At 62.5% G+C, this 11,996-nt stretch carries 11 protein-coding genes, 1 tRNA gene and 1 pseudogene; 7 read left to right on the top strand and 6 right to left on the bottom strand.

Annotation, left to right across the window (positions count from 1 at the left end):
- Positions 1-58: 58 nt before the first annotated feature.
- Positions 59-1,111: pseudogene (gene glnL / locus PCA31118_RS18675) on the bottom strand (nitrogen regulation protein NR(II)); the annotation flags it as partial.
- A 369-nt stretch (positions 1,112-1,480) separates the two neighbouring features.
- A complete protein-coding gene (glnA, locus tag PCA31118_RS18670) occupies positions 1,481-2,896 on the bottom strand; it encodes a type I glutamate--ammonia ligase (RefSeq protein WP_150626599.1) in 1,416 nt (471 codons plus the stop codon).
- Positions 2,897-3,378: 482 nt separating this feature from the next.
- Here glnA and PCA31118_RS18665 point away from each other — a divergent pair, with 482 nt between their 5' ends.
- The 3 genes from PCA31118_RS18665 to PCA31118_RS18655 all read left to right on the top strand — a co-directional run bounded on the left by PCA31118_RS18665 (position 3,379) and on the right by PCA31118_RS18655 (position 5,101).
- A complete protein-coding gene (locus PCA31118_RS18665; protein WP_150626598.1) occupies positions 3,379-3,846 on the top strand; it encodes a rhodanese-like domain-containing protein in 468 nt (155 codons plus the stop codon).
- 46 nt (positions 3,847-3,892) lie between these two features.
- A complete protein-coding gene (locus PCA31118_RS18660; RefSeq protein ID WP_044455456.1) occupies positions 3,893-4,510 on the top strand; it encodes a LysE family translocator in 618 nt (205 codons plus the stop codon).
- A gap of 249 nt (positions 4,511-4,759) precedes the next feature.
- Positions 4,760-5,101 (top strand): DUF4148 domain-containing protein, encoded by a 342-nt coding sequence (locus PCA31118_RS18655; protein ID WP_150626762.1) that lies wholly within the window; start codon positions 4,760-4,762, stop codon positions 5,099-5,101.
- A gap of 406 nt (positions 5,102-5,507) precedes the next feature.
- Here the strand turns inward: PCA31118_RS18655 and PCA31118_RS18650 are convergent, their stop codons facing one another.
- From PCA31118_RS18650 to PCA31118_RS18635, 4 genes are read right to left on the bottom strand one after another with little or no spacing between them, the layout of a single operon-like run.
- Complete coding sequence (locus PCA31118_RS18650) at positions 5,508-6,947, bottom strand: efflux transporter outer membrane subunit (protein WP_150626597.1); 1,440 nt, start codon at positions 6,945-6,947, stop codon at positions 5,508-5,510.
- Positions 6,944-7,840, bottom strand: coding sequence for an efflux RND transporter periplasmic adaptor subunit (locus PCA31118_RS18645; RefSeq protein ID WP_150626596.1), 897 nt, complete (start codon positions 7,838-7,840; stop codon positions 6,944-6,946). Before PCA31118_RS18645 ends, PCA31118_RS18650 begins: the two co-directional genes overlap by 4 nt.
- Position 7,841: 1 nt before the next feature.
- A complete protein-coding gene (locus PCA31118_RS18640) occupies positions 7,842-8,051 on the bottom strand; it encodes a DUF1656 domain-containing protein (protein ID WP_150626595.1) in 210 nt (69 codons plus the stop codon).
- A gap of 4 nt (positions 8,052-8,055) precedes the next feature.
- The gene (locus PCA31118_RS18635; RefSeq protein ID WP_150626594.1) at positions 8,056-10,191 is read right to left on the bottom strand and encodes an FUSC family protein; all 2,136 of its coding nucleotides are present in this window, start codon (positions 10,189-10,191) and stop codon (positions 8,056-8,058) included.
- 100 nt (positions 10,192-10,291) lie between these two features.
- Between PCA31118_RS18635 and PCA31118_RS18630 the strand changes: the two genes are divergently transcribed.
- The 4 genes from PCA31118_RS18630 to PCA31118_RS18615 all read left to right on the top strand — a co-directional run bounded on the left by PCA31118_RS18630 (position 10,292) and on the right by PCA31118_RS18615 (position 11,995).
- Positions 10,292-11,110 (top strand): AraC family transcriptional regulator, encoded by an 819-nt coding sequence (locus tag PCA31118_RS18630; RefSeq protein WP_150626593.1) that lies wholly within the window; start codon positions 10,292-10,294, stop codon positions 11,108-11,110.
- Positions 11,111-11,232: 122 nt separating this feature from the next.
- Positions 11,233-11,472, top strand: a complete 240-nt coding sequence (locus PCA31118_RS18625; RefSeq protein ID WP_044455448.1) for a hypothetical protein — start codon at positions 11,233-11,235, stop codon at positions 11,470-11,472.
- Positions 11,473-11,661: 189 nt separating this feature from the next.
- Complete coding sequence (locus PCA31118_RS18620) at positions 11,662-11,847, top strand: hypothetical protein (protein WP_044455447.1); 186 nt, start codon at positions 11,662-11,664, stop codon at positions 11,845-11,847.
- Positions 11,848-11,919: 72 nt separating this feature from the next.
- Positions 11,920-11,995: transfer RNA gene (locus tag PCA31118_RS18615), tRNA-Lys, on the top strand.
- Position 11,996 lies beyond the last annotated feature (1 nt).

Genomic DNA, 11,996 nt, shown 5'->3' with positions numbered 1-11,996 from the left:
TCACCGTGTAACGTCTATGCCCGGCCGCAGGTGTACGGCCGACGGCGTGAGGGCCGCATCAGCCCAGGGGCAGCAGGATCCGAAAATCCGTCCGTCCGGGCCGGCTTTCACATTCGATCAGACCGTCGTGACGCTGTACGAACGACTGCGCCAGCGTAAGTCCCAGACCGCTGCCTCCTTCGCGTCCGGAGACGAGCGGGTAGAAGATGCGATCACGAATGTCGGCAGGAATGCCGGGCCCGTTGTCGATCACATGCAATTCCAATGCCAGCTTGTGCAATCGCTTGGCAATCGTGATCTTTCGCGCGACGCGCGTGCGCAACACGATGCGAGCGTCGCCACGCGCGATTTGCTCGCGTAGCGCTTCCGCGCCGTTGCGCACGATGTTGAGTAGCGCCTGAATGAGTTGCTCCTTGTCGCCGCGAAAGTCGGGCAGACTCACGTCGTAATCCCGCTCGATCGACAGCCCCTGAGGGAACTCGGCGAGCACCACCGAACGCACGCGCTCGCACACCTCGTGGATGTTCACGTCGGTGGCGATATAGGGATGCCGATGCGGCTCCAGCAGGCGGTCGACCAGCGTCTGGAGTCTGTCGGACTCCTTGATGATGACCTGCGTGTATTCACGCAGCTCACGCTGGTCGAGTTCGAACTCCAGCAACTGTGCCGCGCCGCGAATGCCGCCGAGCGGATTCTTGATTTCATGCGCAAGGTTGCGAATGAGCTGCTTGTTCATCAACGCCTGATCGATGATCCGCTCTTCGCGTTCGTTCTTGAGCTTCTGTTCGTTCTCGATCAGCTCGACGATGACGAAATCGGGGGCCGCTTCCGGTGCAGCCACAATGGCGTGCGTATGCAACGGCTCCTGCGCGGTGCGCTCAAGCACCAGATCGAGGCGCGTTGTCTGAAAGTGGTTGGCGATGAGTTCCGCCATCGTCGACGCGAGTACTTCGCCGTTCGTGAACACGTCGTTCCACGTCATCTGCGACAACGACCGGCGCGACAGCGCCAGCAGTGCTTCTGCGGCCGGATTGGCGAAAACGACGCGCAACGAGTGCTTTTCCAGCACCAGCAACACGGTCGGCAACGCTTCGAGTCCCGGCAGGATGCCGGTCGCGGCCAGCTTTTCCTCCCACGGGTCGACGCTCGCATGCAATACGGACACATGAGCACCCGTCAGTGGCGCGGCAGCGTCGGACGTCAAATCGGTGGCAGCGGGATTCTCGGCGGCAGCGTGCGCGGCTCGCTTCGTCTGCCCTTTCTCACCAGCGCGGACACTTTTCATCTAGGTTCGAGGCGATAAGTTCGTGACAGCTTCGCACTGCCATGCGGGGAAACGGGAAGCGTGAGGGGAATGCATGACCATTTGGTGCGACGGATAAAAAAGGGGGACGGCCGCGGCCATCCCCCGTGCTGGTCGTGCATGACGGTCGGCCGCTGGCGTTCCGTCATGCCGGCGCATTCCCTGCGCAGCGTTCGATTACAGCGAGTAGTACATTTCGAACTCGAGCGGGTGCGTGGTCATGGCCACGCGGCGAGCTTCTTCCGTCTTGAGTGCGATGTACGAATCGAGCATGCCGTCCGTGAAGACACCGCCACGGGTCAGGAACTCGCGGTCTTCGTTCAGGTACTCCAGCGCCTGTTCGAGGCTTGCACACACGGTCGGGATCTTTGCATCCTCTTCCGGCGGCAGGTCGTACAGGTTCTTGTCGGCGGCTTCGCCCGGGTGAATCTTGTTCTGCACGCCGTCCAGACCTGCCATCAGCATGGCCGAGAAAGCCAGGTACGGGTTGGCCATCGGGTCCGGGAAGCGCGCTTCGATGCGGCGGCCCTTCGGGTTGGCAACGTACGGAATACGGATCGACGCCGAACGGTTGCGCGCCGAGTAGGCCAGCTTCACCGGGGCTTCGAAGTGCGGCACGAGACGCTTGTACGAGTTCGTCGACGGGTTCACGATCGCGTTCAGGGCGCGGGCGTGCTTGATGATGCCGCCGATGTAGTACAGCGCGAATTCCGACAGACCGCCGTAGCCATTGCCGGCGAACAGGTTCTGACCATCCTTCCAGATCGACTGGTGGATGTGCATGCCCGAGCCGTTGTCGCCAACGATCGGCTTCGGCATGAACGTAGCCGTCTTGCCGTAGCTGTGGGCGACGTTATGCACGACGTACTTCAGGATCTGCGTCCAGTCGGCGCGCTCGACCAGCGTCGAGAACTTCGTGCCGATTTCGTTCTGGCCCTGACCGGCGACTTCGTGGTGGTGCACTTCGACCGGCACGCCCAGTTGTTCGAGCAACAGGCACATCTCCGAGCGCATGTCCTGGAACGTGTCGACCGGAGCGACCGGGAAGTAACCGCCCTTCGTACCCGGACGGTGACCGGTGTTGCCGCCTTCGAAGTCCTTCGACGACGACCACGGCGCTTCTTCCGAATTGATCTTCACGAACGTGCCCGACATGTCCGTATTCCACTGGACCGAGTCGAAAATGAAGAATTCCGGTTCCGGACCGAAGAAGGCGGTGTCGCCCAGGCCCGTGCTCTTCAGGTAGGCTTCAGCGCGCTTGGCGATAGAGCGCGGATCGCGGTCGTAACCCTTGCCGTCGGCCGGTTCGATCACGTCGCAGGTCAGCACCAGCGTGCTTTCTTCGTAGAACGGATCGATGTAAGCGGTGTTGGCGTCCGGCACCAGCAGCATGTCCGAGGCTTCGATGCCCTTCCAGCCAGCAATCGACGAACCGTCGAAAGCGTGACCGCTCTCGAACTTGTCAGCGTCGAAGTGCGACACGGGCACCGAGACGTGCTGCTCTTTGCCGCGCGTGTCCGTAAAGCGGAAGTCGACGAACTTGACGTCTTCTTCCTTAACCAGGTTCATCACATCTGCCACAGATTTGCTCATGCTATCTCCCGAAAGATTCAATCTGGCGCTGCCGGCGCTCATCGCCCGCGTCGCCGCACCCTCTTAACGAACTCCGTGTTCGGATTCGTCGTTGTTAAGCAGGAAGTGTGCCAACGACGCAACTCCCCGCCACATCTCACCCTCGCCCACTGATTTCTAAGGAAATAATCGATTCTGGTGCTTTCAGTACCGAATTCCCGCTGGTGGGCATCAATTCTCCATTTCGGTGCGAATTGCGCCAAAACATCGCCAAATTGGTGCACTGACGGATTATGCACCTTTTGAGTGCATTCTACTCAGTGACGTGACCCGAACTTGTGCGCCGCGCTGCACCGACATAATGCGCCGATTGTCTCCGGCCGCGCGCAAAGCGCGGAATATCCGGACGACTCCCAATCCCTTGCCGCACCACGAAACACGCATCTTGCGTTTGGCCCACGCTAGAATGAAGGACAACCATCGACTAGCGAGATCACAGCAATATGACAAGCGCCAAAGCCATCCTCGAACAAGCCACGCAACGTCGCGTCGCGGGGCAACTTACGTATGCCGGTGCCGTGACGCCCGAAGAAGCGCTGGCATTGCTCAAGGCAGACGCCAATGTTCGTCTGATCGACGTACGCACGCGTGCGGAGCTCGATTGGGTCGGTCGTCCCCAGGTCCCGGACGGTCAGTACGCCAATGTGGAATGGGTGCGCTACCCGGGCGGCGTGCCCAATGAGCAGTTTCTCGAACAATTGGCATCTCAAACGCCGGACAAGACAACGCCGTTGCTGTTTCTGTGCCGGAGTGCAGCCCGCTCGAAAGCCGCCGCAAAGGTCGCTTACGAAGCAGGCTATACGCAGTCGTTCGATATTCTCGAAGGCTTCGAAGGCGACAAGGACAGCGCCGGGCACCGCAAGCATGTGAGCGGCTGGTGTTTCCGTGGACTGCCGTGGCTGGGCGCATGAGGCTTTTCCGACAGGCCTGATTATCATCAACGCGAGGAGACGCGAGATGGAATGGACGCATTTGTTGACCTTTGCCCTTGCCCTGTTCGTCGGGGCCGGCACGCCGGGCCCGGGCATCGCGGCGATTGTGGCGCGCGTGCTCGGACGTGGCACGCAAGGCGCCGTCGCCTTCAGTGCGGGCGTCGCTATCGGTGACGTCGTATGGCTGACGCTTGCCGTGCTCGGTGTCGCGGCGCTCGCCCATACGTTCTCGGGCGTGTTCCTCGCGATCAAGTACGCGGGCGCAGCCTATCTCCTCTACCTCGCATGGAAGATGTGGAACGCGCCGGCGATCCCGCCGACGGAGCCGTTGGCTGCCGCGCCCCGCGAGAAATCGTGGCGCCTCTTTCTGGGCGGTCTGTCCGTCACCATGGGCAACCCGAAGGTCGTCGTGTTCTATTTCGCGTTGCTGCCTAACCTGCTCGATCTGGAGCGCGTCACGGCGCTCGGTTACGTGGAGGTCGTGGGTGTAACGTTGACCGTGCTTGCCATCGTCTTCGGAAGCTACATCGCGCTGGCCGCACGCGCCCGGCGCCTGCTCAGCTCGGCACGCGCAGTGAAGCGACTCAATCGCGCAACCGGCACCGTCATGGCGGGTGCTGCGGTGGCCATCGCCACGCGCTGACGTCGACACGACGTACCCGCAAACGTGAACGACGCCACCCACGGGTGGCGTTTTTTTATCCGATCGATGCACCGACGGCGCACATGGGATTGGCGCTCGATTCGGATGCCATCACACAGCGCATTGTTGCGATTCCCGTAATTATTTATTGGCTTTATTGCCGTTTTTCTGTGATAGCCCGGGGCATAGACTGGCTTCACCGGTTGCGCATCACGCGCCCCGCAGCACAGAAGAACAGGAGTTATCGCCATGAATCGCAAGTTGATTGCCTCAGCATTGATCTCGGCCATGATGGTCACCGCCGCAGGCGCCGCATTCGCCCAATCTGCACAGTCCCGTCTTTCGAGCGACGCCTATCCCGATGGCTCGCCGTACGCCTGGGTGCCTCAGACGACTCAGCTCTCGCGTGAGCAGGTCCGCCAGGAACTGATCGAAGCGCGGGCTCAGGGCCTTATCCCGCAAAACGATTACGACTACCCGGCGCTCAAGCCGCTGAACAGCGCCAACGAGCCGGGAAAAACGCGCGCTCAGGTCTACGACGAACTCGTGCGCGCTCGCCAGCAGGGCCAGATGAAATATTCGAATCCCTGAACTGCCGGACACGCTCGCCTTGCCACGGCAAAGACTTGGCCCTCGTCGTGCTGCCTGCCTCCGGCAGCATGACGTGACGCGCGCAGGCCGAACGGCATCTCGGCCTGCGTTGCGTCACCTCCTGCGCAACGCGCTTTTCGCTTCGTCCGCCATGTCCTGAAGGTTCCGCATGCCCCCGATGTCCCCTGAGTTCCCTATGTCCCGCTGACAGACACGCGCCCCTGCCCACCCATGAAGTCTCGGGCCAGCCGTCATTCCTGCCGCCGCCTCACTTCCCCTGCGGCCCGGCAGGCGTCGACGACTTTCCCACAGGCGCGTCTCCTGTCGTCATGCGTCACCCGGCAATCCCGGTTCTCGCATGGGACTTTCGCCCGCTCCCAGCCCTATGGAGCGGGCTTTTTTCATTTCAGACGCCAGACCATCCGCCGCCAAGCACAAGAAACAAGTCGATCTGCCGGTCGAGCAATTGCGTGCGCGACGCGGCCAGCGACGATTCCGCATTCGCCAACGCCGCTTCGGCGGACAGCACGTCGATGAAGCCGATCTTCCCGAAATGAAACAGATAGTTGGCTTGTTCGCTGGCACGAGCCGCATCGTCACGAGCTTTGGCAAGGCTGCGCTCACGCTCGATTTCCCGCGAATAGGCGCCCAGCGCCGTCTCGGTCTGCTTCAGTGCCTGCACGACCGCACCGTCGAATGCCGCGAAAGCCGCATCTGCCCCCGCGCCGGCGGCCGCTATCCGAGCCTTCGCAGCCATGCGGTTGGGCCAGTGCCATGACAGCAGCGGTCCGAGCGTCGCACCGAAGCTATCCGCAGAAAAGAGATTCGTGAGCGAATCGGCAAAGCCCGCCGAGGCGCCGATGCTGACTTGCGGATACAGCTGCGCCGTGGCTACGCCGATCATGGCAGTGGCAGCCGACAGACGTCGCTCGGCTTCGCGAATGTCCGGTCGCCGCCGGATCAGTTGCCAGCCATCACCGACGGGAATGGGCTGCTTCAGGCTCGGTGGCTGCGTGCAGTTTTCCAACGACTTCGGATAATCGGCGGGCAGCTTGCCCATCAACGCCGCCAACGCAAACAAGGCCGCCTGACGCTGCGCGAGCAGATGGGGGATGGCGGCCTCGCTGTCGTTGGCGGCAGCGCTGGACCTGCTGACGTCGAATGCCGTGCCCTTGCCGCCTGCACTCAATTTTCGCGTGGCATCGAGTGTCTGGCGCTGCACATGGAGTACGTGGCGGGTTGCCGCCAATGTCCGGTTCGCCGAGCACACGCCGACATAGGCGCGAGTGACGGCTGCCGCGACGGCCACGCGCACCTGATCGCGTGCCGCGGCGACGGCGTCGGCGTTCGCGCTGGCCGCTTCGATGCCTCGGCGGATGCCACCGGCCAGATCCAGCGGATAGGACAGGTTGATGCCGAGCGCGTAAGTTTGCGGCGTGCTGGACATCGGTAGCGTGTACCCGCCCACGTGGGCAAAGGATGCCGATGCCTGCGCCTCCGTCTGAAGCGTGCGTGCTTCCTGCGCTTCACGCACGGCAGCCGAGGCTTGCCGAAGGTGGGCGTCGGCCACGCGCAAATCGGTGTTCGCTCGCAGCGCCTCGGCGACGTAGGCGTTCAATTGCGCGTCGTCATACAACGTCCACCACTGGTCTGGCAGGGGCGCGTCGACATATGCGATGTCATCGCCAGTCATGAAGGCACGCGCGGCTTGTGGCGACAGGGCAACGGCGTGTTGCGGCACGCGGTAGTCCGGTCCGGCAACACAACCGGCGAGCGTCAGCACAAGCGACAGAACGAACGACAGAACGAGCGCAAGCACACGGGAGGATCCGGCCGTCTTGCTCATTCGCAGGCTCCCGCAGCATCGGCATGGGCATGGGGAACGAGCGTGATGGTGGCCGTGCGACCGGCGATCAGGCGCGTTTGCGGGTGCGCGCTATCTATGCGGATGCGCACCGGAATGCGTTGCGCGAGCCGCACCCACGAAAACGTGGGCTGCACCGTCGGCAGCAGGTTATGACTGTTCGAGCGCTGGTCGTCGGCAATGCCCGCCGCGATGCTCTCCACATGGCCCCGCAATTCCTTGCCTTCCCCCATCAGGCGGATGGTCGCGGCATCCCCTTCCCTGATGCAGTTGAGCTTGGTTTCCTCGAAATATCCTTCAACGCGCAGCGTATCGGTATCCACCAACGCCATCGCCTGCGTTCCCGGCGAGAGGAAATCGCCCGGATGCAGGTCCAGATTCGTCACGATGCCGTCCGTCGTCGCCCGGACTTCGGTGCGCTGCACGTTAAGCAACGCGACACGATGCTCCGCTTTTGCCTGCGCCAGCGTTGCGAGCGCCGTGTCGACTTTGGCTGCATCCTGTTCGCGCACTTCGGCGGCGACCAGATCGCCGAGGGCGATGTCGCGCTTCAGTTCGCGTCGCGCGAGGCCGAGCATCGCCTGTGCGCTTTGTACGGCGGCGTCCGCCTTCTCCAGTGCTGCGGTGAGGCGTGGGCGATCCAGAACCAGCAAAAGCTGTCCGGCTTTCACCCGCTCGTTGTCACGCACCAGCACCTGCGTGACCAGGCCGCCCAGATCGGGAGATATCCGCACAACGTCGGCGCGCACGTGGCCATCGCGCGTCCATGGCTTTTTTTCATAGCGATGCCAGATCGACAGTGCGACGAAAACAGCCATGGCGAACAAAAGGAGCGTCGCCGCCCAGCGGCCAACGCTTTGGAACAGGGGCTTCATTTCAGTTCTCGAACAGGTGCGCGAGCTGGATCAACAGCCCGAACAGAATCACAAAAATGGAGATGCCGACGACCGGGCGCCACGCGAACCAGCGATGCAGCCCGAAACTCGCCAGGCATCGGGACGCCAGCACGCTCAACACCAGCGCGAGCACGGATATCGCCAGCAACGAAGGCACGAAAACACCGTCGATGGAAATTTCGCCAGACATCGCTTCAAGCTCCAGAACCATTCATACGGGACACCAGATCACGATGGAGACGGGCGAGCAAAACGAGCATTCGCCGGCGTTCGGGGTCGCGGCTTGCCACTGCGGTGGCGCGTAAGCGATCAAGGCGTTCAAGCAAGGATGCATGGCAAGGGGGAACATCGGCCACGGTATGGGTGAGCAAATACGCGCGCAGCGCATCGAGCAGTTCGACCAGACCATTGCGCGCGTCCTGATCGGTCAGCGTTGGTTCGAGTTTGCGAAGCTCGCTGGCGACGTTGCCCACGCGCAGGTCGCAGAAGGCGGATTTCAGGATGCGCGCCGCCTGATCGTGTCCGGCCAGCTTCGGCGCAAGCAGCCCGATGCGATCCAGCATCCGACTCGTCCATCGCGCGGTGTTGGTGGTATCGGTGGTATCCGTGGTATCGGTGTCTCGGCCCGTCACCCGACGCACGACATCGCGCTGCATCGCCCGGCACAATCTGGCGCGGCTGCGGTTCGGGTCGAGGGTCTGGAACAGCATCATGCTGACCATCGCCATGCCGGTCCCGACGAACAGCGCCACGCTGCCGTTGATGGCAACGGAAAAATTCGCCGCATTTGTCGCGCCGAGGCCCGCGATGATCGGAAAGGTCAGGATCACGCCCAATGCCGCCATGGTGAAAGGCGGCCTCGCAAGGAACGAGCCTGCGACCAGCAGTGTGGGCGCCAGCGCCGCTACCAGGCCGATGAAGTCGGCCGTGCGCGGGAAAATCACGAAACCATAGATCAGGCCGATGACGACGCCGATGCCCGAGCCGATCAGGTAGCGCCTGACATTGCCGACGGGCGCCTCGACAGTGCCGAACAGCAGGCAGGCGGTGCCGACAATGGACATGGCGGTCGCACCGTCGGGCCACCCCGAGACAATCCAGAATCCACAACCGAGCAAGATGCCGATCGTCGCGCCGATGGCGCTGCGCGCCGCCAGCCAGTGGTCGCGATGCAGAACATGGCCGTTCGTGCGCGTGGCCAGCCGCGTTGGCACATGGCGCATCCACTGTGGGTCAGTCGACGCCAACTGCTGTTCCAGCAGGCGGCAATCTTGATGCGCGCTCTCGAGCTCGACGAGGTCGGCGGCAAGGCCTTCGATCAGCAGACCGCGCCAGTCGTCTGTCTCGCTTGCATCGACCGGCACATTGGGCGGGTTCGTCGGCACACCATCGGCCGATGCGTGCAACTCGGCCATCGCATCGTCGACGGCGCTCGACAGCGTCAGCACCGTCAGCAGACGGTCGTGCAACGCTCGCAAGATCTGGACTTGGGCAACGCCGCGCGCGGTGTCGAAGGGTAAATGAATGGACAGGGAATGCAGTTCCACCAGGTCCATCGCGGCGCGCGCGCGATCGCGCGCCAACACGGCATTGCGCTCGCCCGCCAGCAGGTCGCGCGTCCATCGCTGCGTATCTGCCAGTATCGCGGCGACGCGCGCCCGTACCCGCTGCGACACGCTGCGCGGCAAGACCAGACTGTGAACCAGCGTCGCGGCCAGAATGCCAATCGAAATCTCCTGTACCCGTGTACTCGCCACCGTGAAGATCTCGCCGGGCGCCGCAACGCCCGGAAAGCCGATCAGGCTGGTGGTGTATCCCGCCAGCAGGAAGGCGTATGCGCGCGGCGTCCGGTCGAGCACACCGAGGTACAGGCAAAAGCCCATCCACGCCGCAAGCGCAGCGCTTAGCACCCAAGGCTCGTTGGCGAACGTCGGTACCAGCAACACGGTGGCCACTGCGCCGCCGACCGTGCCCAGGAAACGGAACAGGCCGCGGCTCACCGTCGCGCCGGAAAGGGGCTGCGAAACAAGATAGACCGTTCCCAACACCCAGAAGGGGCGGGTCAGACCGATTCGCAGCGACACATACAGGCCGAGCATCGCGGCGGCGAAGCATTTGAGCGAGAACAGCGCCGCCTCCAGATCGGGCTTGAGTATGGATCTGAGTGCGGGTCTGAGTGCGGGCGCAGGCTTGAGCCCGAGTCTGAGGGGATCAAGGGCCGACCTTGCGTCAGGTACGAATGCGCGCCACTTCCGGGGCAGGCGCCACCGCGGACGTCGATGTGAACCGCCTTGGGTGGCCGCGAGGTTTGGGGTATCAGCGATTGGCATGCGATCACTGTACCGATCGCCCGGCGCATTGAATTTCGCTACAATGCCAACTTATCGCTAAATCCGGCCAACTTCAGATCGGTCTCGGGCCAAACTTCGAATGACTGGCGTACTCCTGCCCGGTTTTGACCTCGATCCGGACGCAACCGATCGCCCCGCCGTCGCGCGAGGCTTTCAGATCGAGGACTACGACGCCGAAATTCCGGTGCATCGTCACCGCAAAGGGCAATTGATTCTGGCGCTGCATGGCGCGGTGACCTGTTCGGTCGCTGGCGCCCTCTGGATCGTTCCGCCGCAATGCGGCGTGTGGATTCCGGGTGGCATGCCGCACAGCAACCGGGCCACGGCCAATGCGCGTCTGTGCTACCTGTTCGTTGAGCCGGGCATCGTGGCGTTGCCACACCAATGCTGCACGCTTTCCATCAGTCCGATGGTCCGGGAGATGATCCTGCATCTGGCCAACGCGCCGCTCGATTACGAAAGCGGCGGACATACCGACCGGCTCGCGCGCGTCTTGCTGGACGAATTGATGTTGCAGCCCATGGAGCGACTCCATCTGCCCATTAGCGATCATCCGAAAATTCGGACGATCGCCGATGCCTTGTCGGCCAACCCCGGAGATCGCAGCACCATCGCACAATGGGCCCATCGTCTGGCGTTGAGCGAACGCACCCTGACGCGACTGATCGTCAAGGAAACGGGGCTTTCGTTCGGACGTTGGCGACAGCAACTTCACCTGCTCATTGCCGTGAGAGAACTGGCAAGCGGCGTCCCCGTGCAGCGGGTGTCGGAAAACCTTGGCTACGAATCGGTCACGGCATTCATCACCATGTTCAAGAAAGCACTTGGCCTGCCGCCGACCCGCTACTTTGCCGCACTCACGCAGAGCCAATTGCCCGACACTTACCGTCAGGCATGACGCGCTTCCGGGCGCGCGGAGGAAACGCTTGACGAAAGGCATTTTCCGTTCCCATCTTCGTTGACGGCGCAGACTGCGTGCTACCATGCAGCCGTTTCAATTTGCATAGACAGGATCATCCGGTGAGTGACATCCAACTAGATATCGAGTGGACCGAGCGCGCAGCGAAGAAGGCCGAACGACTCGTTCCGAAAGACACCCCGCTGGGGTTGCCGCCGCTCGAATGCCTGCCGCAGGAAGGTGACGTGATGTTCCTCGGCAAGGGCGACAAGAAGCAGCCGTTCGTCGTGGTGGAGCGCCAATATCATCACGAAGGCGACGACGCGTGGACGATCATTCTGATTCTCGATCTGCCGGAGTAAAAACGCAGTCGCGGCCTGCTTGCCGCGCCATGGCGGCGCGATAGCGGTTGGGTCGCCACTTCGGAACGTCGGAAAGCGCGGCGCGGTCACTGGGGAAACCCCGGTTGCCGCGCCGCTTTGCTTGGCGAGGACGGTTTTCTATACTGAAGGCGCATTCTGAACTGCGCTTTTGCGACAGGGAGACCGGCCATGATCGTGCCCCATCTTTCCAATGCCCAGCTCGTCAGCATGTTTGCGATCGCGGTGTTCGGTGCGATCGTCGTCGGCGCCATGCCCTGCAAGGGGGCGATCCGAATGTGCTGGCGCTCGTTGCTCGTCGTGGTGGGCGCCGTGCTCGCGGTTCTGGCATTCGAACTGGTTCCCCTGCTCGCCTGAGACCTTTTTTGCGGATTTTCACCATTAAGGGTTGACCCCATGCGGAAGAGCCGATATTATCTCGGTCTCGTTGGGGCGTTAGCTCAGTTGGTAGAGCAGCGGACTCTTAATCCGTAGGTCGAGTGTTCGAGTCACTCACGCCCCACCAA

This window comes from Pandoraea captiosa, assembly GCF_902459775.1.
Taxonomy (GTDB): Bacteria; Pseudomonadota; Gammaproteobacteria; order Burkholderiales; family Burkholderiaceae; genus Pandoraea; species Pandoraea captiosa.
The sequence above is the reverse complement of the archived record's forward strand: the minus strand, read 5'-3'. Positions and strand labels throughout refer to the sequence as shown.

Coding starts and splice junctions, on each gene's coding strand:
- glnA (WP_150626599.1), bottom strand. CDS start 2,896: ATGAGCAAATCTGTGGCAGATGTGATGAACCTGGTTAAGGAAGAAGAC.
- PCA31118_RS18665 (WP_150626598.1), top strand. CDS start 3,379: ATGACAAGCGCCAAAGCCATCCTCGAACAAGCCACGCAACGTCGCGTC.
- PCA31118_RS18660 (WP_044455456.1), top strand. CDS start 3,893: ATGGAATGGACGCATTTGTTGACCTTTGCCCTTGCCCTGTTCGTCGGG.
- PCA31118_RS18655 (WP_150626762.1), top strand. CDS start 4,760: ATGAATCGCAAGTTGATTGCCTCAGCATTGATCTCGGCCATGATGGTC.
- PCA31118_RS18650 (WP_150626597.1), bottom strand. CDS start 6,947: ATGAGCAAGACGGCCGGATCCTCCCGTGTGCTTGCGCTCGTTCTGTCG.
- PCA31118_RS18645 (WP_150626596.1), bottom strand. CDS start 7,840: ATGAAGCCCCTGTTCCAAAGCGTTGGCCGCTGGGCGGCGACGCTCCTT.
- PCA31118_RS18640 (WP_150626595.1), bottom strand. CDS start 8,051: ATGTCTGGCGAAATTTCCATCGACGGTGTTTTCGTGCCTTCGTTGCTG.
- PCA31118_RS18635 (WP_150626594.1), bottom strand. CDS start 10,191: ATGCCAATCGCTGATACCCCAAACCTCGCGGCCACCCAAGGCGGTTCA.
- PCA31118_RS18630 (WP_150626593.1), top strand. CDS start 10,292: ATGACTGGCGTACTCCTGCCCGGTTTTGACCTCGATCCGGACGCAACC.
- PCA31118_RS18620 (WP_044455447.1), top strand. CDS start 11,662: ATGATCGTGCCCCATCTTTCCAATGCCCAGCTCGTCAGCATGTTTGCG.